This window comes from Deinococcus sp. Arct2-2 (assembly GCF_004801315.1).
GTDB lineage: Bacteria > Deinococcota > Deinococci > Deinococcales > Deinococcaceae > Deinococcus.
Map to the genome: position 1 here is coordinate 1 of NZ_SSNW01000021.1, position 25,361 is coordinate 25,361.

At 60.7% G+C, this 25,361-nt stretch carries 21 protein-coding genes and 1 pseudogene; 12 read left to right on the forward strand and 10 right to left on the reverse strand.

Features of this window, described 5'->3' with window-relative positions:
- Positions 1-351: 351 nt before the first annotated feature.
- Entirely contained in the window at positions 352-1,941 is a 1,590-nt protein-coding gene (gene pxpB / locus E7T06_RS10530) for a 5-oxoprolinase subunit PxpB (RefSeq protein ID WP_136365756.1), read from the reverse strand.
- Between the two features lie 28 nt (positions 1,942-1,969).
- Positions 1,970-2,776, reverse strand: coding sequence for a 5-oxoprolinase subunit PxpA (locus E7T06_RS10535; protein ID WP_136365757.1), 807 nt, complete (start codon positions 2,774-2,776; stop codon positions 1,970-1,972).
- Between the two features lie 628 nt (positions 2,777-3,404).
- Between E7T06_RS10535 and E7T06_RS10540 the strand changes: the two genes are divergently transcribed.
- Together E7T06_RS10540 and E7T06_RS10545 are read left to right on the forward strand one after the other, a co-directional pair.
- Positions 3,405-4,787: a replication initiator protein A gene (locus tag E7T06_RS10540; protein ID WP_136365758.1), complete on the forward strand. Its 1,383-nt coding sequence runs from the start codon at positions 3,405-3,407 to the stop codon at positions 4,785-4,787.
- A gap of 52 nt (positions 4,788-4,839) precedes the next feature.
- A complete protein-coding gene (locus tag E7T06_RS10545; protein WP_136365759.1) occupies positions 4,840-6,066 on the forward strand; it encodes an MFS transporter in 1,227 nt (408 codons plus the stop codon).
- Positions 6,067-6,140: 74 nt separating this feature from the next.
- On the opposite strand, the gene E7T06_RS10550 is transcribed toward E7T06_RS10545, so the two are convergent.
- The gene (locus E7T06_RS10550; protein ID WP_136365760.1) at positions 6,141-6,575 is read right to left on the reverse strand and encodes an Ohr family peroxiredoxin; all 435 of its coding nucleotides are present in this window, start codon (positions 6,573-6,575) and stop codon (positions 6,141-6,143) included.
- Positions 6,576-6,872: 297 nt separating this feature from the next.
- On the opposite strand from E7T06_RS10550, the gene E7T06_RS10555 reads away from it, so the two are divergent.
- The 4 genes from E7T06_RS10555 to E7T06_RS10570 all read left to right on the forward strand — a co-directional run bounded on the left by E7T06_RS10555 (position 6,873) and on the right by E7T06_RS10570 (position 11,900).
- Positions 6,873-8,126: an MFS transporter gene (locus E7T06_RS10555; RefSeq protein ID WP_240740965.1), complete on the forward strand. Its 1,254-nt coding sequence runs from the start codon at positions 6,873-6,875 to the stop codon at positions 8,124-8,126.
- 278 nt (positions 8,127-8,404) lie between these two features.
- A complete protein-coding gene (locus E7T06_RS10560) occupies positions 8,405-10,669 on the forward strand; it encodes a uracil-DNA glycosylase (RefSeq protein WP_136365761.1) in 2,265 nt (754 codons plus the stop codon).
- A gap of 142 nt (positions 10,670-10,811) precedes the next feature.
- Positions 10,812-11,384 (forward strand): transposase, encoded by a 573-nt coding sequence (locus tag E7T06_RS10565; RefSeq protein WP_136365762.1) that lies wholly within the window; start codon positions 10,812-10,814, stop codon positions 11,382-11,384.
- 189 nt (positions 11,385-11,573) lie between these two features.
- On the forward strand, positions 11,574-11,900 hold the full coding sequence (locus E7T06_RS10570) for a transposase (RefSeq protein ID WP_136365763.1): 327 nt from the start codon (positions 11,574-11,576) through the stop codon (positions 11,898-11,900).
- A 417-nt stretch (positions 11,901-12,317) separates the two neighbouring features.
- Here E7T06_RS10570 and E7T06_RS10575 read toward each other — a convergent pair whose 3' ends face one another.
- Positions 12,318-12,944, reverse strand: coding sequence for a response regulator transcription factor (locus E7T06_RS10575; protein ID WP_346763199.1), 627 nt, complete (start codon positions 12,942-12,944; stop codon positions 12,318-12,320).
- On the opposite strand from E7T06_RS10575, the pseudogene E7T06_RS21755 reads away from it, so the two are divergent.
- Positions 12,891-13,292: pseudogene (locus E7T06_RS21755) on the forward strand (DDE-type integrase/transposase/recombinase); the annotation flags it as partial. The gene E7T06_RS10575 and the pseudogene E7T06_RS21755 overlap by 54 nt on opposite strands.
- Before the next feature lie 157 nt (positions 13,293-13,449).
- Here the strand turns inward: E7T06_RS21755 and E7T06_RS10585 are convergent.
- Positions 13,450-14,295 carry an NmrA family NAD(P)-binding protein gene (locus E7T06_RS10585; protein ID WP_136365766.1) on the reverse strand — a complete coding sequence of 282 codons (846 nt, stop codon included), beginning with the start codon at positions 14,293-14,295 and terminating at the stop codon, positions 13,450-13,452.
- 57 nt (positions 14,296-14,352) lie between these two features.
- Positions 14,353-14,886 carry a cupin domain-containing protein gene (locus E7T06_RS10590; protein WP_136365767.1) on the reverse strand — a complete coding sequence of 178 codons (534 nt, stop codon included), beginning with the start codon at positions 14,884-14,886 and terminating at the stop codon, positions 14,353-14,355.
- A 367-nt stretch (positions 14,887-15,253) separates the two neighbouring features.
- Between E7T06_RS10590 and E7T06_RS10595 the strand changes: the two genes are divergently transcribed.
- Complete coding sequence (locus tag E7T06_RS10595) at positions 15,254-15,823, forward strand: TetR/AcrR family transcriptional regulator (protein WP_168733476.1); 570 nt, start codon at positions 15,254-15,256, stop codon at positions 15,821-15,823.
- A 196-nt stretch (positions 15,824-16,019) separates the two neighbouring features.
- On the opposite strand, the gene E7T06_RS10600 is transcribed toward E7T06_RS10595, so the two are convergent.
- Complete coding sequence (locus tag E7T06_RS10600) at positions 16,020-16,241, reverse strand: transposase family protein (RefSeq protein WP_240740968.1); 222 nt, start codon at positions 16,239-16,241, stop codon at positions 16,020-16,022.
- Positions 16,242-16,529: 288 nt separating this feature from the next.
- Between E7T06_RS10600 and E7T06_RS10610 the strand changes: the two genes are divergently transcribed.
- A complete protein-coding gene (locus tag E7T06_RS10610; protein ID WP_136365769.1) occupies positions 16,530-17,183 on the forward strand; it encodes a methyltransferase domain-containing protein in 654 nt (217 codons plus the stop codon).
- Positions 17,184-17,265: 82 nt separating this feature from the next.
- On the opposite strand, the gene E7T06_RS10615 is transcribed toward E7T06_RS10610, so the two are convergent.
- The 3 genes from E7T06_RS10615 to E7T06_RS10625 all read right to left on the reverse strand — a co-directional run bounded on the left by E7T06_RS10615 (position 17,266) and on the right by E7T06_RS10625 (position 20,443).
- Positions 17,266-17,862 (reverse strand): DUF4142 domain-containing protein, encoded by a 597-nt coding sequence (locus tag E7T06_RS10615; RefSeq protein ID WP_240740967.1) that lies wholly within the window; start codon positions 17,860-17,862, stop codon positions 17,266-17,268.
- Positions 17,863-18,032: 170 nt separating this feature from the next.
- Complete coding sequence (locus E7T06_RS10620; RefSeq protein WP_136365770.1) at positions 18,033-19,220, reverse strand: diaminopropionate ammonia-lyase; 1,188 nt, start codon at positions 19,218-19,220, stop codon at positions 18,033-18,035.
- Positions 19,217-20,443: an ArgE/DapE family deacylase gene (locus tag E7T06_RS10625; RefSeq protein ID WP_136365771.1), complete on the reverse strand. Its 1,227-nt coding sequence runs from the start codon at positions 20,441-20,443 to the stop codon at positions 19,217-19,219. Before E7T06_RS10625 ends, E7T06_RS10620 begins: the two co-directional genes overlap by 4 nt.
- A gap of 46 nt (positions 20,444-20,489) precedes the next feature.
- On the opposite strand from E7T06_RS10625, the gene E7T06_RS10630 reads away from it, so the two are divergent.
- The 3 genes from E7T06_RS10630 (at position 20,490) to E7T06_RS10640 (ending at position 25,061) form a co-directional block, all read left to right on the forward strand.
- Positions 20,490-21,224 (forward strand): GntR family transcriptional regulator, encoded by a 735-nt coding sequence (locus tag E7T06_RS10630; protein ID WP_136365772.1) that lies wholly within the window; start codon positions 20,490-20,492, stop codon positions 21,222-21,224.
- A gap of 114 nt (positions 21,225-21,338) precedes the next feature.
- Entirely contained in the window at positions 21,339-23,855 is a 2,517-nt protein-coding gene (locus E7T06_RS10635; protein ID WP_168733477.1) for a GAF domain-containing protein, read from the forward strand.
- Between the two features lie 471 nt (positions 23,856-24,326).
- A complete protein-coding gene (locus E7T06_RS10640; protein WP_168733478.1) occupies positions 24,327-25,061 on the forward strand; it encodes an ABC transporter substrate-binding protein in 735 nt (244 codons plus the stop codon).
- The last annotated feature ends 300 nt before the right edge of the window (positions 25,062-25,361 follow it).

Here is a 25,361-nt window from a genome sequence, read left to right on the forward strand (position 1 = left end):
GACAGGTATCGGGCTGGAGGCGTCATGGCTCAAAGCTTAGCAAGGATATACTTAGGCCTCTAGACTGATCAAGCTCAACAATTGTTATGTCGTTTAATTATAAGCCGGATGAGCTTGCTGAGAAGAGGTGAAGGCAGTAGGGCAGTTCAGCCCAATCATTGGAGAAAGCCCCTCGACAGTCATATCGCTGCTTAAAGTTTTGGTTTTGCCTCTAACACTTCTTAACTTATCGCTCACGTTTCACAGGACGCGGCGAACACAATGATTCTGCTTGATTGCACCGCTAGCCTCAAAGCACAACGTTTGGACTGTTCCTCACATCACTTGTACTTTTTTGTCAATCACCCTCTTTTAAGCTTGCAAAAACCAGCGCTGTGCCCAAGTTTCGGGCGGGCCAGACACATACGGGCGCAGGTGAACAAGTTGGTTGGGCCGCAACTGGGCCGCCAACGGCAAGTCTTCGGGATGGATGACAGCGGGCTTGTGGTAGCCCCCGATGCGCCCCCGGTCGGCCAACAGCAAAATGGGTTGCCCAGCAGGAGTGACCTGCACCGCGCCGTGCGGTGTGGCCTCGCTGATCACTTGGCCGCCCGGAACCTCTGGCCCCGACAGGCGAATGCCCATGCGGTCGCCGCTGCTGACCCGGAACGGCGCACTAGCCAAAGCCACCAGCGCGGCAAAACTGGCCTGCGGGCCGGGCAACAGGCGCAGCGTGGCTTCACTGGGCAGGGAGGGCGGTGGGGGAGAGGAGAGGGCTTCAATCCTACCGGGTGGCAGAGTTCGAACGTCGCCCACCCCGCTACCGCTCAAGCCCAGCACATCGCCCGCTTGTAGGGGCCGCCCAATTCGCCCGGTGCGGTCTACGCTACTGCTGCCCAGAAACGGCTGGGTTTCTAGGCCGCCCGCCACCGCGAGATAACTGCGTGCGCCCTGATCGGTAGGCTTAAAGTCCAGCGTTTGGCCTGCACGCAGCAAAAAGCGGGCCTGTGCTGCTGTTGCTTGCCCATTGACTCGCGGAACCATGCCGTAGCCCGCCACCGCCAACGTCACGTCTTGCAGGGCTAGAAGTTTGGGGCCGAGCAAAGTCAGTTCTAGCAGTGGCGTACCGGGCAGATTTCCGGCCAAGCGGTTGGCAAGGTCTGCAGATCGCGCATCTAGTGGGCCGCTACGGGCCAAGCCGTAGTGCGCCTGCCGGAAACGGCCTGCGTCTACCAGCACGTCCAGCAAACCGGGCTTGACGACCCTCAGAGCAGGGTGGTGGGACGCGGCAGGCCACAGGGGGCGCACTTCGGGCAGGGGCGGCGAAGCGCCGTAAGCGGGTACAAAGCGCACCGAATCGCCCGGCGAAATCAGAAACGGCTGCGGGCGGTTGGGGTCATAGATGGTGGTCAGGGCCGTGCCCAGCAGGTGCCAGCCCCCCGGCGACGGCAACACGTACACGCAACTTTGCGCGGCGGCAATGGCAACGGCATTGAAGGGCACGCCTGCACGCGGCGTACTGCGGCGGGGCAAGCGCAAGCTAGGCGTCACCTCGCCCAAAAACGGAAATCCGGGCGTAAAACCCACCGCGTATACGTGATAAGCGGGAGCCGAATGCAGCCGCACCACTTCGGCGGCGCTCAGGCCTGTGTGGGCGGCCACTTCCTCTAAATCTTCACCGTCGTAGCGCACAGGAATCTCTAGGCTGCGGCCCGGTACATCGGTGGTCAGCTCTCGCTCTGGCATGGCCTTCAGGTGATGGGTAACCCAGCCGCGTACCGTTTCCCGGTCAAGCACGGCAGCGTCGAACTCTACGTACAGATTCACGTAGCCCGGATACAAGTCGGTGATGCCCTCTATCAAATCTTGCTGCAGACGGCGGTGCAGAGCGTGTAGACGCACGTTTTGTCGTCTATCCAGTTCGGTACAGAACTGCACGTAGAAGCCTTTCAACCGCTGCATGACCGTCACTCTCCCAGTAGGCTGGTGCTCATGCCTGCGCTTCCGGCAGGGCAAACGCTTTAATCGTGATTCCTTCTTGCTCCAGCGCGGCGCGGATAGCCCCCGCGATCTGCACAGCTGCCGGGTTATCTCCGTGAATACACAGGCTGTCTGCCGTAAATTCAAAGAATCCACCGTCCAGCGCCTCTATGCGGCCTTCTGTGACCATCATCACGGCGCGGCGGGCGGCCTCCTGCGGGTCATGAATGCTCGATCCCGGCAAAGAGCGCGGCGCGAGGCGGCCATCTTGCAGATAAGCACGTTCAGGAAAGGTTTCGAGGACGACTGGCACGCCAAGGGCGCGGGCTTCGGTTTCCAGCAGGGTGGCGGGCAACACCAGCAGGGGCAGCGCGGGGTCGGTGTCGCGGGTGGCCTGTGCAATGGCGGCGGCGGTGGGAGCATGCGTCCAAGCGCGGGTGGAGAGTGCGCCGTGAGCCTTGACGTGGCGCAGAGGGACGCCCGCCGCCCGGCACATGCCGCCCAGCGCCGAAATTTGGTACAGCACATCGGCATACACCTGATCGGGCGTGGCCTCCAAGACGCGCCGCCCGAAACCCGCCAAGTCGGGATAGCCCGGATGTGCGCCGATGCCGAGCCCATACCGCCCCGCCCGCGCAACAGTTGCCTGCATGGTCAGGGGGTCTCCAGCATGAAAGCCACACGCAATATTTACGCTGCTGAGGAGGGGAAACAGCGCCTCGTCGTCGCCCATCTGCCACGCGCTGAACGACTCGCCCGCGTCGGCATTCAGGTCGATGGTGCGCTGGCTCTCAACTCGGCTTACCGGGTGGCTCATAGGGTATTCAAGATACCGCGTTGATAAATGAACGCCCGCACACTGCCCCAATACCTCAGAATTCTTCTTCTTCCCCTAAAATTTTGCACCGCTCTCGGTGGTCGTCTAGACCAATTTAGCTATTGCGGACTTGTGGAATTGGGCGTTCTTGCTATTGCGGACTTGTGGAATTGGCCGTTCTTGCTATTGCGGACTTGTGGAGTTGAGGGGGCCTACCCTATTGCGGACTTGTGGAATTGGCCAATTTAGCTGTTGCGGACTTGTGGAGTTTGGGTCATTGCCCTATTGCGGACTTGTGGAACTGCTATTGCGGACTTGTGGAGTTCTGGGCAGGGGGTATTGCGGACTTGTGGAGTTTTGGGGCGTTTGCTATTGCGGACTTGTGGAGTTGCTATTGCGGACTTGTGGAGTTGGGGTTTCAAACTGCGTCCCACACGGCGAAAAAACTGCCGCCTTGATGATTGATCATTCAATTTTTTAAACAATCTTTTAAATCTTTTATCAGTAAGAAGTAAAAAGATTGATCAACAACAAAGCGCGAAAAATCGCTCAATGAGTCTTCGGCCGGCCTCTTGGGTTCTCCAGCAGACCTGTGGGCCAAAACAACATTCAGCCGTTACCATGAGGCGTGCCACGTAAAGCCGCTTTACCAAAGCAGGCCATTCAGGAAACCGTTCTGTCCAGCTCCAGCAGTGAAGAACGCAACCTGAACAGGCTTTCTCTGGTGCTGGCCGCCTCCCGCGTTCCGGACACGCTGACCTCGTGGACACGCTCTTGGTCTTCGGCAGACCATTTGGGCATCACGGTGCATGTCAGTTGCCTCGCCAGTGCCAACGACGTTGTTCCGCACGGCATCGACAACGACATCCTGTTCGGCTTGACCAATGCCTACATCGGCGCGGGATTGCCCTCAGACAACACGTTCCGGGTCACGGCCTATCAGCTGTTGGTCTACGCAGCCTTGCCCATCGGCGGTCACAGTTACGCCGTCGTCAAGCCCAGTCTGACTCGCCTGAGAAACAGCACTTTTACCATCACAGACAGTTGGTATGACCGCAAAGAGGAGACCTACCAGTCGCTGAGCACCAGCTTGGTGCAAAACTGGAAAGTGATCGAGCGGCGGCGTGCGCCTTCCAGTTTTGGGGATGAATCCGTGAATGCCGAGGCGCTGTTTCAGGTGACGCTCGACCCTGATTTGGCCCGCAGCATCCGGCTGGGCTACATCCGGCCCGTCGACCTGAACATTTTACGGAATTTGACCCAACCGCTGACGCGTACGCTGTACCGCAAGCTCGAGGACGAGAAAAACCCAGTAGACCGACCAGAGCAACTGGCCTACCAGACGGCGCTGCTGCCTTGGGCCGAGCGCCTCGGCATCAATGGCCGTCCGGACACCATCCGGCGGGCGCTGCAAACGCCCCACCAGCAACTGATCGAATGCGGGTTTTTGGCCGACGTGGGCTACATCGGACGCGGCAAAGATCAAGATATCCAGTACGTGTTTGCACGCACGTTGCAGCCGCCTGCGCGTCCAGAAGCTGTGGCAGCCCTCACCAGCCGCCGAATCACTCAGGGGGCCGCCCTCAAATACGCTGCCGAGTACGGCCTAGAAGCCGTGATGGAGGCTGTAAAACGCTACGACGCCCTTTTGGTGGCGGGCTATCAGGCCAAAAGCCTCAGCGGGTTGTTGGTCGATATTTTGCGAAATCCACTCAAGTACCAGCTCATCGAAGATGTTCCGAATGTGACTCAGGCGCTCCCCAGCCGGGTGCAGCCCGAACCCGAGCTGGATGAGCAGGAAGAACGCTCCGTTCACACTGCCGCATTCATGCTGAAAAAAGTGACGTTGCCCGAAAACCTCAAGGATACGGTTGCTGAACTGTACCTGCACGGCTTGGTTTCGGCCCAAGAGTTGGCGGGCCTCAAGCACGAAGCCGAGCCTGCCAAAACGGTGTTGCTGTGGAGCGCACGGGGAGCGGGTCTTCTTCCAACTGTCACCACAAGCGATTAGTGCATCTGAAATTGATTTCTGCTGAAGCCTCGCCACGTCCTATCTTGAGCGTATGACCCCAATCGCCCTCCCAGACGCCGCTCCGGGTCGCTGGTCGGCGCTGACATGGCTCGCCAGCGCCGTTTTCCTCTCCATGTCACCTTGGTTTTCTGCGGCGGCTGTTTTGCCTCACTTTCGGGCGCTCTGGATGCTCACAGCCGGCGCGGCGGCGTGGCTCACGCTGGCTGTGCAGCTGGGATTTGTGGTGGGAGCTGTCCTCAGTGCGGCGTTCAATTTGGCGGATCGGATCACTCCTCAGCGGCTGATACTGATTGGGGCGCTGTTGGCTGGGGCAGCCAATTTGGGATTGTTGGTGACCGGGACGCCCACGCTCGCCATGCTGCTGCGGGCGCTGACCGGTGCGGCGCTGGCGTTGGTCTACCCTCCAGCTTTGAAGGCCATGTCGGGTTGGTTCCGCACAGGCCGGGGGTTGGCTCTGGGCGTCATGGTGGGCGCGTTGACCCTCGGCTCGGCCTTGCCCCACTTGGTCAACGGGTTGAGCGTCAATAGTGTGGGTGGAGCCAACTGGCAGGCCGTGATCGTCGCCACAAGCCTGCTGGCGGTGCTGGGTGGAGTGATCGCCTCACAAGTTCGCAGCGGCCCGTTCGCGGCTTCTGCGGCCCCCCTCCAGCCCGCGCAGGCATGGCGTCTGCTGACTGGGCCAAACCTGAGCCGGGTTACCCTCGGTTATCTAGGTCACATGTGGGAGCTGTACGCCCTGTGGGCTTGGTATGCGACGTTTTTTAGTCAACTGCTGGCAAGCCGCGATTGGCCTGATCCTCTGCGGGGTGCGGCCTTCGCTACCTTCGCCGTTGTGGGCGTTGGAGCGATTGGCTGCGGTGTGGGCGGCATTCTGGGAGACCGCTGGGGCCGCCCCCGGCTCACGGTCTTGTCAATGACGTTGTCGGGCGGTTGCGCCCTGGTACTGGCCGCACTGGTGTGGGCCGGAGCAGGAACGCCGCTGCTGTTGGCCGTCAGCTTGGTGTGGGGCTTTTGGATCATCGCCGATTCGGCGCAGTTTTCTACGTTGGCCAGTGAACTGGCCGACCCCGCCTACGTGGGCACGGCCCTCACGGCGCAACTGGCTCTTGGATTCTCCCTGACTGCCGCGAGCATTGCCCTAGTCCCGGTGTTGGTGGGTGCATGGGGCTGGCCCGCAGCCTTCATCATGTTGGCCGTAGGGCCGCTTCTGGGGGCCGTAGCCATGCGCCCACTCCTGCACCCGGCTCGGAGTCCATAGACTGTCTCCAAAGCCTGCTAAGAGGCTTACAGAAGCTTTTCCATAGCGTTGTCGCTTCAGCGCGACTTAGCTCGTCACTCCGCGTCGTGCAGGCGGTAATCAATTTCCACTTGGCCCCGGAGCGCCCGCGTGTAGGCGCAGATTTCAGCTCCCCGGTCTACCAGATGTTGAGCCTGTTCGCGGCTGAGGCCCGGCAGGGTGATGTCCAGTGCCACCGTCAAGTCGTGCGCGTCCCCGTTGGCCGAGAGCCCTACCGTCGCCATCACCTGCATCACGCCAAATTCTTCGTAGGATTCGGTGCGGGCGACTGTGCCCATCGCGCTTTCGAACGAGGCGGCCAGTGCCCCCGCAAACAACTGCTCCGGGTTGGTGCCCACGCCGCCCTTGCCGCCCAAGGCTTGAGGAACACTCAGGCGAACGTTGAGTTGCTGGTCTTCACTGTCTACGTGTCCTGCACGTCCTCCGTGGGCCGAGGCAGTCGCTTGGTACACCGAGTTGGAAGTGGTCATGGCTCACAAATTGCCTTCCACTGAGACAGGCAACGGTAGGATTGACCACTGTTGCAGGACAGTCTGAAGATCAGATCAATGAAAAGACAGGTGTTGTATCAAGGCGGAATCTGGTCGTACGTGCAATCAGTCCACCGCCAAAGTATCGGCATGCTGGGTCAGAATTGGGCATAGTAGGCGGGAGATGTTTGAGAATTCCTTCCCCTCCCGTTGCCCCTCTTGTTGCCGCAGCCATGATGCTCGGTAGGTCTTGGATTGACCTCGGCGCGAGACTTGCCTTGCCGCAGTGGGGCAAGCGTGGCTAGAGGTCTGCAACTGCCTGCGCTCGTGGAGCTTCCCCGAAATGCCCGCAACTCTATTTTGATGGAGCCGCTGTGGGCCGTGTTCGGCACCGTCGTGCTCTATTACGCGCCGCTGTACATGCGGAGTGTGGGGCTGTCCAGCACGCAAATCGGGCTACTGGGTTCCGTCACATTGGCCCTCTCGTTTTTGTTTCAATCGGTGGCCGCGCCCATTACCAACCGGGTAGGCCGCAAACGCACTACCCTGATCGGTGACCTGATTTCTTGGACGATTCCCATGTTCGTGTGGGCCACCGCGCACAGCTTTGCCGCCTTTGCTGTGGCCGCTGCCCTGAGCGCCAGTGGGCGGGTCGTGGCGGTGTCGTGGAGTCTGCTGCTGATCGAAGATGTAGAGGAACGTCAGCGGGCGCGGGTGTTTGGCATCATCAACCTGATCGTGACCGTGTGCGGGTTGCTGACTCCCCTGGTAGGGCTGGCGATCTCGCGGTACGGCGTCACCGACACTATGCGGGGCTTTTACGCTTTGGGCGGCGTCGGCATGACCATTATGTTTCTGTGGCGCAACGCCATCACCGAGGAGACCAAGAGCGGCGTAGCGGCCATGCAGCAGCACCGCGACTTGGGTCTGGTGGACAGCTTGCGGCACGCCCTGACGATGGTGAGGGGCCTGCGGGGGCATCCCGGCCTGCTCGGAATGACTGCCTTTTACCTGCTGACCGTGTTCATCGAGCAACTCAGCTTATTTCAAATCCTGTTTTTGCAAGAGACGCTGCACTTCTCGCCCAACACGCTTTCGTTCGTGCCGTTCGTCGGGGCGTTGGTAACGGTGCTGCTGTACTGGGTCGGCCTGCCGAGGTTATCGGGCCTGCCCATTGCCCGCACGCTGGTGGTGACGCGCACGCTGGGATTGGTGGGCGCGGCGCTGCTGTTGCTGGTTCCAGCGGGCAATGTGGCGGTTATGTTGGCGGTGGTGGGCCTTTTGGTCGGAAGCACATTCCTGACGCAAACGTACCGCGACGCTGCCCTGTTTGGCCGCCTGCCCAAAGACGGAACCGCTGACCTGTTTTCCGCCGTGCAAACGCTGACCTTGCTGTGTTCTATTCCGGCTGCGGCCATCGCTGGGGCTATTTTTGCCGTGTCGCCGCACAGCCTGTTCGTGCTGATTGCCGTTCTGTGCGTGCTGCTGCTCTGGCTGGCGGTCTGGTTGGCCCGGCGCGAAACTGGGGCGCAAGTGGCTGCCGGAGGCTAACGCTGGCCGTCAACGCTCGTTTTGCCATGGCTGCCTTGATTTCGAGGTCTTGGTTGGCGTGGTAAGCCTTCGCTTCTCCTTCACTCCGCCCCATCTCTTGGCTCAACCCAGTTTCTTCCTGCCCCTGTTGTTCTTGGTGGGTTTCGGTGCTGCAACAGACGATGGGAATTGGTATTTCCCGCACCCCATTTAACTTTATCCCCCTCCCTGTGAAGCCCCCCCGTTTCTCTCTAATTCATCATCCATTTGCTGCCGTGCCCGCACTCTACAGTGGCCCTGTGCCCCCCGTCCACGCGCCCTTGCAGGTGGTTTGGTTCAAAAAAGACCTGCGCGTTCACGATCATCTGCCCCTCCTTGAAGCGGCGGCGCGTGGCCCGGTGTTGCCGCTGTACATCTACGAACCCGAGCAGCTTCAGCACCCCGAATTCGGCGGCCATCACCTTCAGTACCTCAACGACTGCCTGACTGAACTTGGCGGCGCTTTGCAGGCGTTGGGAACACCTCTGGTCTGCCGCGCGGGAGAAGCAGTGGAGGTGCTGAGCGCGCTGCACGCCGAGACTGGGATTGCAGCACTCTGGGCGCATGAGGAGACCGGAAACGGCGTCAGCTACGCCCGTGATCGCCGCGTCCGTGCATGGTGCCGCGCTGGGGGCATTCCCTTCACCGAGTTGCCGCAAAACGGAGTGGTTCGCCGCCTGCACAGCCGAGACGGGTGGGCCGCGCTGTGGGAAGAACGAATGGGCGCTTCTCCTCTCAAACCCCCTGTGCAGCTTCCGGCGGTCTCCGTGCCTTCTGTTGGTTTGTTAGAGCCTGCCGACGCACGGGTGGCCCCCAATCACAAATCCTTGCCTCCCGGTGGACGGCCCGCCGCCAAGCGCACCCTCGACAGCTTTTTGGCTGTTCGCGGTGTGGACTACATGCGCGAAATGAGCAGTCCCCTGACCGCCGAGGCGAGTTGCTCGCGGCTGAGTGCACCCCTCGCGTTCGGAACGGTCAGTTTGCGCGAGGTGGTGCAGGCGACTCGGCAACGGCTGGCGGCAGTCAAGGGCGATCCAGAGGCTGACCCGAGCTGGGTGCGGTCTCTGCGCTCCTTCGAGAGCCGCCTGCATTGGCACTGTCATTTTATGCAGCGCCTAGAGACTGAACCGGACATGGAATTTCGCAACCTCAACCGGGCTTTCGATGACCTGCGTCCGCAGGGGGCTCGGGACTCGTTTGACCGCTGGGCCGCCGGACAGACCGGGTATCCTCTGCAAGACGCCTGCATGCGGATGCTGAATGAAACGGGCTGGCTGAACTTCCGGATGCGGGCCATGACCATCTCGTTTTCCAGCCAACTGCTGTGGCTGCACTGGCGCGTGCCGGGCGAATATTTGGCCCACCACTGGCTCGACAACGAACCGGGCATCCACTGGGCACAGGTACAGATGCAGAGCAGCACGGTGGGGATCAATCAGGTGCGAATTTATAACCCCACCAAGCAGGCCCGCGATCAAGACCCCACTGGGGAATTTATCCGGCGCTGGGTACCGGAACTGGCAGAAGTGCCCACTGACTTCATTCACGCGCCGTGGACGTGGAGTGGCGCGGGCCGCCTGAAGTACCCGGCCCCCATCGTAGACGCCGAGCGGGCCATGCGGGCAGCCAAAGCCAAGATCATGGCGGCGCGCCAAACGGGGTTTTTTCAGGAAGAAGCCCGGCGCGTGTACGAGTTGCACGGCAGCCGCAAAAAGGCGGTGATGCGGGCCGAACGGCGGGCAAACGGGCTGCCGGAGAAGCCAGTTCGGCGCACGCAGGCGGTGCTGGACATGGCCGGACAACCCAGCTTGTTCGGGGGGAAAACGGCCACTGCACCTCCCATCGTGCCCGCCGGTTTGCCGGAGTCTTGGCGGGAAGCCCTCGCCCCCGAGTTCGCTGCGCCCTCGTTTCACCAGCTCAAGGACTTCTTGATAGAGGAGCGCCGCACGCACCGGGTCTATCCGCCCGCCCCGGACGTGTTCAATGCCCTGCGCTGGACGCCGCTGGAACAGGTCAAGGTCTTGATTCTGGGGCAAGACCCCTATCACGGAGCCGGACAAGCGCACGGATTGTCGTTCAGCGTGCAGCCCGGAGTACGGATTCCGCCCAGCCTGCACAATATTTTTAAGGAGTTGCACACCGATGTGCCGGACGTTCTTCCGCCTCAGCACGGAGACCTGAGTGCTTGGGCGCAGCAGGGCGTCTTGCTGCTCAACGCGGTGCTGACGGTGCGGGCAGGGCAACCGAACAGCCATGCCGGAATGGGCTGGGAACCGCTCACTGACGCAGTCATCCGGGTGGTGAATGCCAAGCCGGAGCGGGTAGTATTCGTCCTGTGGGGCGCGTATGCCCGCAAAAAGGCGCGGCTGATCACCGGGCCGCAGCATGTGACTATTCAGTCCGGGCATCCCTCGCCGCTGAGCGTGGCCCACTTTACCGGCACGCGGCCCTTCTCTAGGGTGAATGCGGCGCTGGAAGAAGTGAACATTGCGCCCATAGATTGGCAGTTGCCTGCGGGCCTGTGATCTCAAAAGGGCTTCAACGAAGGTCAAAAACGTGTTCAGCTCGCCTGAGTCTCTTGAGGATGGAAGGCAGCTTCGGCTTACTTACCGATCATGCCAAACTACTGGTGCTCCGCTGACTCATAGAATGGGTGCAAGCTAGGGAATGGACACCCAACAGCTCATTCCTGAACCGTTGGAGCAGTATTGCCAGCTGTTCAACGCGGCGTTTACGCGTCCCACACAGCAGGCCACGTTTCGAACGTATCTGCAAGGTCCTCTCTTGGGAACGGAACGTCACAACACGGCGACGGGACTCGCGCATACTGAACCGGGCCAACCGGGCAGCCGACACAAAGACGCACAGCGTGTTCAGTGGTTTTTATCTGAAAGTACTTGGGATCCGGAAGGGTTCAATGACATGCGGTTAGCCATGCTGAGAACCCTTGCCAGCACTGCGCCGTGTGACGGCGCGGTGCTGGTGATTGACGAGACAGGCGACCGGAAATACGGCACGCACACCGCGCATGTGGGTCGGCAGTCTTCGGGAAGTTTGGGCAAGGTCGACTCGGGCATCGTGACCGTCCATGTGCTGTATGACACGCCAAATGCATATGTTCCCCTCAAATTTGTGCCGTATACACCAGCCCATCATGTTGAACGCAAGACGAATGATCCCGCGTTCAACACCAAGCCCCAACTGGCCATTGACCTGATTGACGCTGTCCGGGTCGATTAGCCGTATCGAGCAGTGGTTGCGGAGAGCTTCTACGGACGGAACGAGGTCTTCCAGACCCACCTGATCCGTCAACACATTCCCTTCGTGTAAGCCCTGCCCGCATCCCACACGTGGTGGCATACCGCAGACCAGCCAGGGAGTGCCCTGGAACTGGCGCTGCACGCAGCGCCAGAGGCCTGGCAACCTCTCGTGCGCACGTATGCCGATGGGCATCAAGAAATCAAATGGGTCGCTGAGCTTCAGGGCGGCCCCTTTGGGCCGCACCAGACCTTTCGGCTGATTGTGGTCACGCCGGATCCGGTGGCGTTGCCAGAAGACCGCACGGAAGACCTGATTTCTAATCTCCGTACCGATGAACAAGACACCATGGTGTGGCATGCCAAGACGCCGCCAGCGACGCTGTTGGAGATCGCTTTGCTTTATGCCCGGCGGCCTCGAATTGAGCAGGCCTACCGCGAGGTCAAGCAGCATTTGGGCTGGACACACTGTCAAGCACGCTCCGACCTGGCCCTGTGACGCCATTGGAACCTCGTCTGTGTCGCGTTCTGTCTCTTGTATTGGGAAGCGTCACAGCCGATAGATGAAGATCCCACGATAGGGCCGCACGACGATCACCCACCCTCAGTGGCGGCTGAACAGCCGCCGACTTGGAGTGCCGCTTTGCGTCGCGTCCGTTGTTATTTGGAGCCCTTCGTCTGGATTTGGCGAGCGTGGCGTGCCTTCACCACAGCTGAACCACCCAAGACACTGCTCGCGTTGCTTAGGTCTGTGGCACAGGGGCAGCCCCTCTCGCTCTATGTCACGTAGATGCCGTCCAGAAGGGCATTCTTCTTCGGAGTCAACGGACTACCAGAGCCTGATGAACGAGCCAGAGGCCGTGTCCGTCGCTGAGGTCGACCAAACCACGCCGCGAAAAACAACGTGTTTCTGGGATCACCAAGACAACTCAACGGAGTACCAATAAGTCAGAGAGGAGCAGCACGTGGTGCCCCATCTTCCCAGCAGGCCCAGATCCAAGGCCCGCAGCACCGCTTGCAGCCGATCTTGCCTCTCCAACTTGGACAGAAGACTTGACACATGATTTTTGACGGTGCCCTCTTGCAGATGCAGGGCCCGCGCCACCTGTTTATTGGAGTGTCCCCCTGCCATGAGCCGCAAGACCTCCAGTTCGCGGAGGGTTAATTCTGGCTGTGGGTTGGCTTGATCCACTGGAAGAAAATGCCTGGGCAAGGCGCTGTGGATGGTCCGGTCTCCCTTGACGGCCGCGTGGAGAGTCTCGGTCAGCACTGCAAACTCGACATCTTTGAGCAGGTAGCTGTAGGCCCCCAGCCGCAGGCCTGCCAGCGCCGTGGCCGCCTCACTGAAAGTGCTCAGCAACACGACGGCCACAGCATTGCCCTCGGCACGCAGCGCCTGAAGTACCTCCAACCCGTCTAACTGCGGCATTCGGACATCCAGCAGTAAGGGTTGTGTTGCCTTAACTGGCTCAGGGTAGGCTGACCCGCCGTGACTGATACCAAAGCCTACCGCCACCGCTTTCTCACCTTGGTCATTCAGCACGCCGTTTAGCTGTATCACCGTTCCCCCTCAGTGACCGTGACGTGCAGGAATTGCTTCACCAGCGCGGCCCAACAGGTCAGCCACAAAACACTGCGCGAATGGTGCATGAACTTCGGGCCTCTGTTCGCTGAAGAACTGCGTCAGCGGGAACCCCGCCGGGGTTCCCGCTGGCATCTGGTTGATGCCTGCACGACGGTGGATGGCGTCCGACACTGGTGATGGCGGGCAGTGGACGAGCACGGCTTGGTGCAGGGCATCTTTCTTCCGCGCCACCGAGAGATCGAGGCCGCGAACACCTTCCTGACCCGGCTGTTGGGTGAACACGATGTCCCAGAAGTCATTCACACCGGGTCAGCTGCGGAGTTGCGGTGCTGCGATCTTCGCATCTGCTGGATCCGCTGGCTCACGCCGCTCCGTCAAGGCGTCAGCACAGCTTTCTTTTTAGGGCAGCGGGTGACTAGAGTTGGATGCCACCCTGCATCACGTTTTGCTGCTCCAGCGGCGCTCAATGGCCCAGATTCTTGCGTACAAACGCCTCATAACTCGTCGGTGGGCGGCCCAGCACCCAGCCCAGGACGTTGGCGCTGCCAGTCAACCCATGCCGCGAATAGTACAGGAACATCCGCTCCAACGAATCTGAGCCGTAAGCCTCTACTGGGGTGCTCCGCGGCATCCGGGCGGTGACCGTTTCCAGGACAACCTGCTGCACCTCAATCGGTTTCCCCACAACCTTGCTGACAATCTCGGCCATCTGCCGCACACTGAGCGGTTCGCCGCCCACCAGATCGTAGCTAGCCCGCAAATGACTCTTTTCGCTCAGTACCTTGACTGCGACTTCGGCCACGTCGTCTAGAGCCACCACCGACATAGGTTGATCCGGCGAATACGGGGCAGCCATAACGCCGCTCTGAATGGCCCGCTGCGGACTTTGCATGAACATGGTCGGGTGCAAAACAGTGTACGGCACACCTGAATCCACCAAGTATTCCTGGGTCAGCAGCTTGTTCCAATGATGCCGCAAGGACGAGATAAACGGCTGAAGCACTGAGAAATACACAAACTGAGAGACGCCGTGCTCCTGAGCGAGGTCAGTCATGGCTTGGCCGATAGCCAGTTCACGGGGATGCTCCGGCGGGCCAATGTGAAAGACCTGGGTAATGCCCTGGAAGGCCGCACCGAGTGAGATGGGGTCAAGCAAGTCACCCACAACAATGTCTTGGACGCCCACAGCGTTGAGTTGCGCCTTGCCTTGTTCACTGTGGACGAAGGCGCGGACAGGCAATCCTGCCTGTATCAGCGCCGCGACGATAGCTGTACCAACATGGCCACTGGCTGAGGTAACAAGAATCATCAATCCTCCTGATCTGAAGAGGCGCAGGGGGGAGGGCCCAAGGACCTTCCCCTGTCCTCAAGCGTGCTGGAGAAGCTCGGTGTGATAGCGGGCCGCCAGCGCCATCGATTTTTCCTTGAAAGCCTGCTGCTCCGCGTCACTCATGGTCGGTGCGGGCGTGGTGCGGGTCGCCACCGGCACCCCGACTTCTCTGAACATGTCTTCTTGGCCCGCCGGGACACACAGGCACAGCAGCCGCACCAGGCCTGCACTCTTGTTCTGGAATTGGTGGGGCGCGTTGGCCGGGATATTCACTGTGGTGCCCGCCCCGGCCATCACGGTCTCACCCCGGAAGGTCAGGGTGACCTCACCTTCCAGAATGCTGAACATCTCCTCGAAGTCGTGACGGTGCGGGGGCGGTCCACCGCCCGGTGGAATCAACATGTCGATCAAAGTGTAGCGGCCATTGGTCTGCTGACCGTCCACCACAATGGTGTAGGTGTCACCGACCACCGCGAGGTGTTCCAAGCGTTGATCGGTTTCTGGACGGGCGACAGTGAGTGGTCGGCTGAGGTCGTCGGCGGGGAGTGGGGTGCCGGCTGGCTGAGTCATGGGGTACCTCCAGGAACGAAGTGAGATGACATGAGGAATTTTGCTGACTTCCTGCACTTCAAGGGCGCTGCTTGAGCATCGTCATCACCTGCCTTACGCCCTCATCGGGCTGTTTCTCGGGGATGAAATGACCACAATTGTGGTGGGCGTCAGGCCGCGAAGATCGAACGGGGCAAAGATACTGGGCATACCCACTCCTTATCCACCAACACGTGGACATGGTTTTAGAAACGGATGATATCATCCGTTTATCGTGCCGTTGAGCTTTTTTAACGAAACAGTGAATGTGCTTGAATCCGCTATGGATCAAGTGGCCCTATCTCCCCACCAGCGGGCTGACGCTCAACGCAACCGGGAATTGTTACTGATGTCTGCTGCCGCAACCTTTACGGCAGAGGGATCCCGCGTCACCATGCAGCGGATTGCCCAGAATGCAGGGGTGGGAATCGGCACCCTCTACCGCCATTTTCCAGACCGCACAGCGCTGTTTTCGGCACTCAGTCACCGCGCCTATCAGGCGGTTTTGCGGCTGGCTCAGGCGTCCCGCGCCGCTGAGGTGGATCCCTTCTTGGCGCTGCGTCATTTTTTGGTCGGCACTATTGCTCACCGCCAGTCCCTGGTGCTTCCCCTGCATGGCGCGCCGGTGACAGCGAGCAAGATTGATCTCGGGCTCCGACTGGCCATCAGTTCGGAACTCGACCAGATTCTTCAGGTGGGTCAACGGGCAGGCACGCTGCGCCAGGATGTCAACGCCACCGATATCATCGTGTTCGGGGCCCTGCTAGCCCAAGGCCTACCCAATCTTCCCGAGCCTACGTTGGCAATGGAGCGTGCGGCCCACGTCTTTATTGATGGTCTCCGGGTCACCACCTCATCATTGCCGGGACAGCCTGTAAGCCGCGCTGAGCTGGAAAGCAGCCTTAAAACCGATCAATGATGTTGATAACTTGAGCGCCCGGAACTTGAGGGTGAGTCAGTTTTTATGTCTTACGCCTGACGCCCATTCCTGATCAGAATGGGACATCAGGCCAGCCCGAACCAGTCAGCCAAGCTCAGTTTTAGGCCCCCTCAGGCCGCTACGCAGATCTGGCCGGTTCGGGCGCTCTTCTCTAACACTACACCTCTTGCGAAAGTCAGGCGGGACGTGCGCGGGTATGGTTACAGAGTGCGGCGATCAGCTGAACCCGGAGCGCCAACCGACGCCGCCGATGTCGGTATACGCCCCCCAGCACGCGAAAGATCCTCATGCGACGGATGACACGTTCAATGCCCTGCCGGGTCTGCGCCAGCAGGCGATGTTCCTGACGCTGGTCGGCAGAGAGGGGCGACGCCCGCGTCGCCTTGTGTGTGGTGATGGCGTGCCTTCGCGGAGGGTCAGTACCTCTTCCATCTCGGCAAAAGTTGCTGGGTAGACCCCGGTGCGTCGACGAAACTGCTTGCGATTCATCTTCAGCGTGCGTGTCAGACGGTCTCGCTCCACGCTGCCAGCTGAGCCCATGACTTTCGCAAGAGGTCTAATGGAGAATAACGAGTCTCATTAAGCGGAGATTGCTTGAGAGGGCCTTGCAGCGGCCCCTATTGAAACAGTGCCGTATTGGAACACTCCCCGCAGTGCTGCCCGCTGCCGTGTTTCACCATAGGGGATGTCCTCCCCGCGTCCCAAGCTGCCTGCCCACGCCTTTCGCCGCGTGGATGAGACCCGCGACGAAGCGTTTTATGCCCAGCCCCGGTTTGTGACGCACATCGATGACGGCGCGATTGCTGCCGTGACCACGCTCTACCGTCAGTATTTCCCGGCGGGCGGGGCCATTCTCGACCTGATGAGTTCTTGGGTCAGTCACTTGCCCCCAGACGTGGAGTATGGCCGGGTAGAGGGGCTGGGCATGAACCGTCAGGAACTCGCCGCCAATCCTCGCCTGACCGGGTTCACGGTTCAAAACCTGAACGAACACCCCGTCTTGCCGTATGACGACGCGACTTTCGACGGCTGCGGCATCTGCGTTTCTATCGATTACCTGACCCAGCCTGTAGAAGTGCTGCGAGAGGTGGCCCGCGTGCTGAAGCTGGGTGCGCCTACTGTCATCACCTTTTCCAACCGCTGTTTTCCCACCAAAGCGGTGCAGGTCTGGCACACACTCGACGACGCGGGCCACCTCACGTTGGTGACCGAGTTTTTGCGGCAGGCAGGCGGATTTACAGGGATCGAGATGCTGGATTGCAGCCCGCGAACCGGACGGAGGGGCGATCCGCTGTACGCAGTCGTGGCTGCAGCTACAGGTGAAGTTGGAGGCGGCTGATGGGATTGTGGAGAGGCAATACAGCAACTCCTCTCAGCTTTAATCGGGCTGAAAGGAGCAGTGGAAGGGCAACGAACGCTGCTTAGGGTGTGGCGGGTGCAGGCGTAGCGGGCGCTGTGGTGCTGGCAAGCAGGGCTTGGGCTTCCTGCAAGTGCTGAGTCACCACCGGAACCTGATCGGTGGCGAGGGCCGTCACGCCTGCGTCTTTCCCCGCCGTCTGCTGGTTTTGCAAAATGCTGAGGGCCAGTTGATGTCCCAAGACCTGCTCCTTCAAGTAGGCCTGATCCACCGGAGCTGAAGCTGGCAATTCATTGAGGGCCGTGACCTCAAGTTGCAGATCGGGTGGCAGCATGGGAGGCACAGTTACGCCACGTGGGGCCGCTACCGTGACCACTTGGGCCTGCGCCGCCGTGTGGTGGTCGATCATTCGCTGGGCGTAAGCTTTTACTGCCGCCGAGTTGGATTTGGTCAAGATGGCCTGCGAAGACTGAATCTCAAAAAGGTTGCTGCCCGTCACGGCCTGCAAAAAGAGGCCGTCAACGGTGCTGGCATCGGGGCTAGCATTCATCATCGGGCTGCCCATAGACATCATGGCAGGCGAGCAGGAAGCCAACAGCGCGGGCAGCAATGCAGGGAGAAGCAGCGGCGTCAGACGTGTAGAGCTTGGGTTTCCAAACATACAACCTCCAAAGAACCGACTCACCGTCAGGGGAGTGGTCTAGGGTGATTCGGAAGCCGTATTCTGCCCACCCCCAAGTGTCAAAATAATGGCAGACCCTTTAAGGCCGAGTTCAGATCGCTGAGTTCAGATTGGGGCGTCGCGTGGAGTCTTTTGGGTTGCACCAAACTTCAAGTTCTCCCCACGATTCGGGCGTAAGCCTCTGGGTCAGTGGCCCCCTCAGTGGAGAGCAACAACACCGTGCTGGAGGCAGTGAGGCCCAGATGGGCGCGGGCTTCTGGGGCGTGTGGCCCGGTCAGCAGATCGAGCAGGCCTGCCAGCCCAGCGGCTCCGCTTTCGCCCGATACCACGCCGTCGAGGGCCAGTAAGCGCATGGCTTCTTCGGCCCGCGCATCGGCCACCGCCACGAACGCGCCGATGCCCCGCGACACGAACGGCCACGCGACGGGCGAGGGCCGCCCACAATTGAGGCCCGCCATGACCGAATCGTGCGGCCCCGGCACATCTACCAAATGTCCTGCTTCTACCGACTGCAACACGCAGGCGGCCCGCAACGGTTCGGCCCCCACGACCTGTGTGTGCTGGCCTTCTGCACGGTAACGTTGCACCACCGCCGACGCCAACGCGCCCACGCCCATCTGAACCGATACAAGGTCAGGTTGACCCTCGCCCAGCGCACCAAGTTGGTCGTCAATTTCCTGAAAAATGGTGGCGTACCCTTCGATGACCCAAGCTGGAATCTGCTCGTAGCCCTCCCACGCGGTGTCGCTGATGACCAGATCGCGCGGGCCAGCCAACCGGGCCGCCGCTTCTACCGCTTCGTCGTAAGTGCCGTCGATGACCGTCAGCCGCGCTCCCTCCGACACGACGGCCTGCCTTCTGGCCCCCACCATATCGGCAGGAACCAGAATATGTGCGCCCAAACCGAGCCAGCGGGCCATCCGTGCCACCGCCCGGCCATGATTGCCGTCGGTGGCGGCCACCAGTGTCAGGGGCAGGTCAGCCCGCATCTGCCCAGCCAACTCGGCAATGCTGTGCCAGTGGGAGATTGACTTTAACTGTTGCCTAAAATGAGCTTGCAGGGCGCGGTAAGTGGCCCATGATGCCCCCAAGATTTTGTAGGCGGGCAGGCCCAGTCGGCTCGATTCGTCTTTGACCCACACCGAGCGCACGCCGAGCGCGGCAGCGGCAGCAGGAGCAGGCACCAGCGGGGTAGGCGCGTAACCGGGCAACCGGCGGTGAAAGGCGGCCAATTCTGGATTTTGGGGGGCGGCTGGAAACTGTTCGGGAGCCGGGTGGAAATACACGCGGGACGGTGGAGTAGGGAAGAGAGGGGGAGAGGAGAGGGGCGAAGTCATGCGCCTTCCTCCTGACCGCAAAATGCGGTTGCGACGGCCAGCAGCACCTCGGCACACTGCTTCACGCTCTCCAGATCGGCCCATTCTTCAAGCGCGTGGGCACCGCCACCGCCCGCGCCAAAGACGACGGTGGGAATGCCCGCCGCACTCAGAAAAGCGGCGTCCATCCAAGGCGTGTCTCCGTAGAGGCGGCGCGGTTGCCCGGTTTCGCGTTCGGCCTCGCGCTGCACCAGCTTCACGATTTCGGCGTCTTGGGGCACCTCGAAGGGGTCGCGCACCAAGGTCACGCGCTGCTCGGCCCGGAAACCGGAATGCGGCTCGGCTGTGCCACTTTGGTCTGTATTGGCCCGGTCTACGTTAATTTGGTTTGCGCCGCCTTGCAGGGCTGCATCCAGAATCGCTTGAATTTCCCCTACCACACCTTCCAGCGTTTCTCCCGGCACGGTGCGCCGTTCTATGCCGATGGTGCAGGACTCCGGATAACTGCTCATCTCCTGCCCGCCGCGAATCAGCGACACATGCACCGAGCCTGTGCCCAGCAGCGGATGGCCTTTGCCTGCCCGTAAGCGTTGGTCTAGCTCTGCAATGCCCGTCAACACTGCCCCAGCTTTGGCAATCGCGTCGCGCCCAAGGGTGGGGCGGCTGCCATGCGCGGCGCGGCCATACACAGTGACTTCCAGCCACACGAAGCCCTTGTGGGCCGTACAGACATCTAAGCCCGTTGGTTCGGTCACGATGGCAGCGTCGGCGTGCCAGTGGGCCAACACTGCTTGCATCCCGAGGCTGGCAACTTCTTCGTCGGCCACGCAGGTCACGATCACGTCACCGAGGAGGCCGCGTGCTTTGGCCTGTGCCGCTGCCCACAAGCAGGCCGCCAACCCGCCTTTCATATCGAATGCGCCGCGCCCATACAACTTGCCGTCCTCTCGTCGGGCCGCGTAGGGGTCGGCCATCCCCGCCACCCCCACCGTGTCCAAATGCCCGTTCAGCATCAGCGAGCGCCCACCGCCACTGCCCCGCGCCACCACCACGCTTGGCCGCCCGGCAACCGGTTCGATCCAGTGCGACTCTAGGCCGTGCAGATGCGCCCATTCGGCGATGTGTTGGGCCATCTGCACCTCACCTTCTCCGCCCGGTACAAGGTCTGGATTCACAGACGGAATACGGACAAGCTCGGTCAGCAGGCTTGACCAGTCGGGGGCTGAATCTGCAGCGAGAGTCATAGTGATATATTACATATCACCGCACGAATTGATAGTCTGATTGTCTATGCCCCTCCCCGAAAGCCCCAAAGTGCCCCGCCTGCTGGCACGCGACGAGGTGTATGCGCGGCTGCGAGACTGGATCGTGTTGGGCACGCTCTCGCCGGGGGAAGTGCTGCGCGACCAAGACATCGCCGCGCAACTCGGCCTGAGCCGGACGCCGGTTCGGGAAGCCCTGCGCCGTCTGGAAGACGAGGGATTTGTAGAAACGGCCATGAACCGCTGGACTCGCGTCGCGCCGCTGGACATTTCGCGTGCCGCCGAGTTGTATCCCGTGATTGAAAGTTTGGAACTGCTGGCGCTTGACCGGGCCGCACCGCATTTGGGGCCGGAAGCGGTCAGGCACTTGGAACAGGCCAATGCCACGTTGTCGGCGGCACTGGCGGCTCGCGACGCTGCGGGGGCGCTGGCCGCCGATGACGCCTTTCACGGCGTGTGGATAGAACTGGCGGGCAACCGTGCCCTAGCCGACACGTTGGCCCAACTGAAAGTCAAACTACGCCGAGTGGAACTGGCCTACTTTGACCATGAGGCACGTTCGGAACGGTCATTGGCCGAACACGCCCTGCTGGTGGAGGCGGTGCGCGGAAACCAGTGGAAGGCGGCCCGCACCCTCCTCAAACGGAATTGGCGCGGCAGCTTGGAGCGGTTGCTGGCGCAGGAATCAGGAGCGCAGGAATCACTCGGCAGGCAGGAGGAGCAAGCACTCCCCGCCTCCCAAAGCCGCGAGCCGCACTCCTGATCTGTGAGAACCTCCCTCTGCTACAGAGCCTCCCAACCTTCAATATCAAACCTTCATTTTATTTTTCACCCCATTTCTCAAATGTTTCAGCCTCTACACTGACTCGACTCGATGATGATGACCTCATCCACGCCGCTGCTTCCACCTGATCTGGTCACCCTGAGTGACGCTCTGCCAACGCCCTTGATCTTGCTGAACCGGGCGGGACTGCTGCTGCACGCCAACCTGCCAGCGGCCCATGCGCTGCGATATTCTGCCGAATCGCTGGTAGGGCGCTGGCTGTGGGACGTTGTTTCTGGGCCAGTGAGCAGTGTTCAGACGAATACGGTGCAGCCGGGGCCGCTGCTGTGGCTGGACGCAGGCACCGGCGAACCTGTCCGGGCCAGCGTGGTGGCGGTGGGCGATCTGCTGACCCTGACTTGGACAGATGAGCAAGCGGCGGGACTGGTCGCCGCACGTCGGCAGGCTTTATCCGAAGTGAGTTCCGCACTGGTGGCTATCGTCGATTCTGCCGATGTGGTGCGCGTGGTGATGCAGGCGGGGCGGCAGGCGGTGGGGGCGTATGGAGCCGTGGTGTACGTGCTGGACACGGCAGGCCAGCGCCTTCATCAATTGGGGGCCAGCGGGTACGGCGAGATGCTGCCCAAGTGGACAGACCTTGACCTTCAGTTGGCGCTGCCGCTGACCGAGAGTGCCCGCAACGCCGCCCCGCTGTTTTTGGATCAGCAGACCTACCGGAAGTTCTACCCGGATTTGCCCCGTCAGAGCGCCACCCGCAGCACGGCGGTCTTGCCCCTGATCGCGGGCCAGCGCACGTTGGGCGTCTTGGGCCTGAGTTTTGACCATGACCACGCTTTTTTAGACGAAGAACGGGCTTTTTTGGAAACCCTCGCCAACCAGTGCGCCATTGCTCTAGAGCGGGCACAGGCCGTAGAGGCCGCGCAGCAAGCGGCCAAACGCAGCGGTCTGTTGGCCCAAGCCAGCGAACAGTTGACGACTGCCCTAAGTCCCAGCGCCGTGCTCGACCGGCTGACTTCATTGGTGGTGCCCACCTTAGCCGATTGGTGCAGCGTCGCGCTCGACGATGGGCAAGGGATGCTGGCGCTGACAGCCGTCGCCCACCACGATCCAGAGTTGGCCGAGCAAGTGCGGAACCTTCGTCGGCAAGTGCCTGTACGCATCGACGGGACTGGTTTGGTGGCGCAGGTCTTCCGCAGCGCAGAAGCCAGACTTTTTTCTGTGCTGGATGACGTTTCGGCCCTGCTTCCCGCCCAAGCTGACAACGCCGCTGTGCAGAAAATGATGCAAGCCGCCCCCATCCGCTCGCTGATGCTGCTGCCGCTGAAGGTGCGGGGCCAAACACTGGGCATCTTGAGTTTGATGTCCAGTACGCCGGGCTACTTTGGGCCAGACGACCTCCAGTTTGCACAGGAACTGGCGCGGCGGGCGGCGTTGGCCCTCGACAATGCGGCGCTGCTTCAGGCGGCACAGGCCAGCGAAGCCCGCTACCGCGCCCTGACCGAAGCCACCGATCAGTATGTGTGGACAAACTCTGCTGAGGGCGAAATGATCGGAGAACAGCCCGGTTGGGCCGCCCTGACCGGCCAAACGCCTGCGGAATACCGGGGCTACGGTTGGTCGGTGCGCCTGCACGAAGAAGACCGCGCCCATGCGGTAGAGGCGTGGCACGACGCCCTGCGCCTGCGGAGCAAATACGAGGTCGAGCAGCGCGTACAGGTCAAAGACGGCACCTACCGTCACTTTTTGGTGCGGGCCGTGCCGCTGCTGGACGACGGAGGCCAGATCAAGGAATGGGTGGGGCTGCACAGCGACGTGACCGACTTGCGGCAGGCCGAACTCCGGTTGCGGGCTTGGAATGAGGAACTGGAGCGGCGGGTGGCCCAGAATACCGAGGAACTGAGGGCCGCCAACGCCGAACTCGACGCCTTCAATCACAGCGTTTCGCACGATCTCCGCGCCCCGGTCAGGCATGTGTTGGGCTTTGCCGGACTGCTGCGCCGGGGGGCCGAAGAAAAGCTGGGGGCGCGTGAGCAGCGGCTACTAACCCAAGTAGAAACGTCGGCGCAGCACATGAATACCCTGATCGACGAACTGCTGGCCTTTGCCCGCCTTTCGCGGGAGCCGCTGCGGGCCACCGCCGTGAACCTCAGCGCCCTGATCGGTGAAATACAGGTGGTGCTGGAACCCGAAGTGGGCACGCGCCAGATCGAGTGGCACATCGGCACGCTTCCAGTGGTGTCGGGCGATCCACAATTGCTCAAATTCGCCCTGATCAACCTTCTGTCCAACGCCGTCAAATACACGTCTACCCGGCCAGTGGCGCACATTGAGGTCAGCGGCGAACAGCGCGGAAACGAAGTGGTGGTGTGGGTGCGGGACAACGGCGTGGGCTTTGATCCGAAGTATGCGGGCAAGCTGTTCGGGGTGTTTCAACGCCTGCACAGCCAACAAGAATTCGAGGGCGTCGGCATCGGCTTAGCCAACGTGGGACGCATCGTGGCCCGTCACGGCGGGCGGGTCTGGGCCGAGGGCGAGGTAGGCGTCGGCGCAACCTTCTTCGTCAGTTTGCCCCTGAATGCCGTGTCGCCGCGCCCGGAATTGTTGGGCTGAGCCGGAGCAGACAAGCACAGCTTCCGTGGTGCGGAGCCGTAAACGGTGAGTTCGAAGTTGTAGCGGATGAAGCTGAGTCCGCATGAGCCGCCTTGCCGCTTCAAGGGGTACAGGGAAAAGATGAACTTGAGTCACCGTAGCCCCCCGAGATTAAAGGGGGTGGGGGTGTGAATTCCTCTGAGAATGTGCTTCACTCAATGGACACGAGTTCATTGCTGTATTTGAGGGCAACAACGCCTATTTTATCTGATCTATCTGCGTGGCTGCTGTGCTGCGGCAGGGTCAGTCGGCTGCGTGCCCTAGGAAGGAGGCGCGTGCTCCAGAAGTCGGGCGAGTAGCACCATACGAATAGAGCCACCACGCTGCACTCTCTTTGTCAGCACACCAGTCTACTTTCAGGAGGAACGTTTTATGGGGTTGTCGCATAAGTGCCGTGTTTTTCCGTTTGCTTTCAGTGCGCTCCTTTGTTTGATGTTGACCTTGCCTTGTTCCGCCGAGGCCGCTGATTTGGCCCGCATTCGGAGCAGTGGCACGCTTAAACTTGGTTTCTCTACCAATACTCCCGGCTTGTTGACCCAAGAGGGCCAGAAAATCAACGGTTTCGCTGTGGAGCTCATGGGACTGATCGCCAAAGAGATGAAAGTGAAAACCGTCAGTTGGAAGAAGGTGGCGACCCAAGAGGGCTTGCTCAAAGACCTTGGCGCGGGAACATTCGATGCTGTATTCGATGCCCGCTTGCCTCAAGTACTGAGTGACGTGGATCAAAGCGCCCCACTGGGTTGCACGGGAGGCGTTCTCTTTGCTCGCCCCGGTGGGCCTAGTACCCAAGCAGGCCTCAAGGGAGCCAAAATTGCGATGACCACCAACGATCCGTATTTCAATTACATCCGCAATCTGCCTTTCGAAAAGAATGTCAACGTATTTCCTACGTCAGACAAAGGCTTGCTGGCGTTTTTGTTGGGTTCGGTGGATGTCTTGCTCCTTGACCGCTTCGACGCCTTGAAGATGTACAAAAAGGTGGGGCCAGAAAAGCTTCAGGTCAGTCCGCTGCTGTGGAGTCAGCCGATGTATATGGTTGTCAAGAGTGGACCTGACAAAGAAGTTACGGCAGCCATCAATGCAGCCCTCAAGAAAATTCAGGCCAATGGAACATACGCGGCCCTGAGCAAAAAATACTTTACTCAGGATGTGCGCTGTACAGAATAGAGAACCGCTAGAAAGCAAAATTATTCAAAGACATGCATTTACAAAGACACGCTTTTACAAAGGTGTGGACGCTGTGGGATACGGATGTGGGCAGAGTGGCACAGCCCGCGCCGCACAATGACCGCACCCTAGCTACAAGAACCCTGTCTACAAGAATAGGACGGCTCCAGTCGCATAAAATTGGCCTTTCAGTTTATCTGGGCAGACTTTTTGGCATGGGTTGATCTGAGGCAGGTGTGCTGCCCAGTGGCCCCCACCGTCTCAGAGTACTCACCCTCCGCACTCGGCTCAGGCTCATCA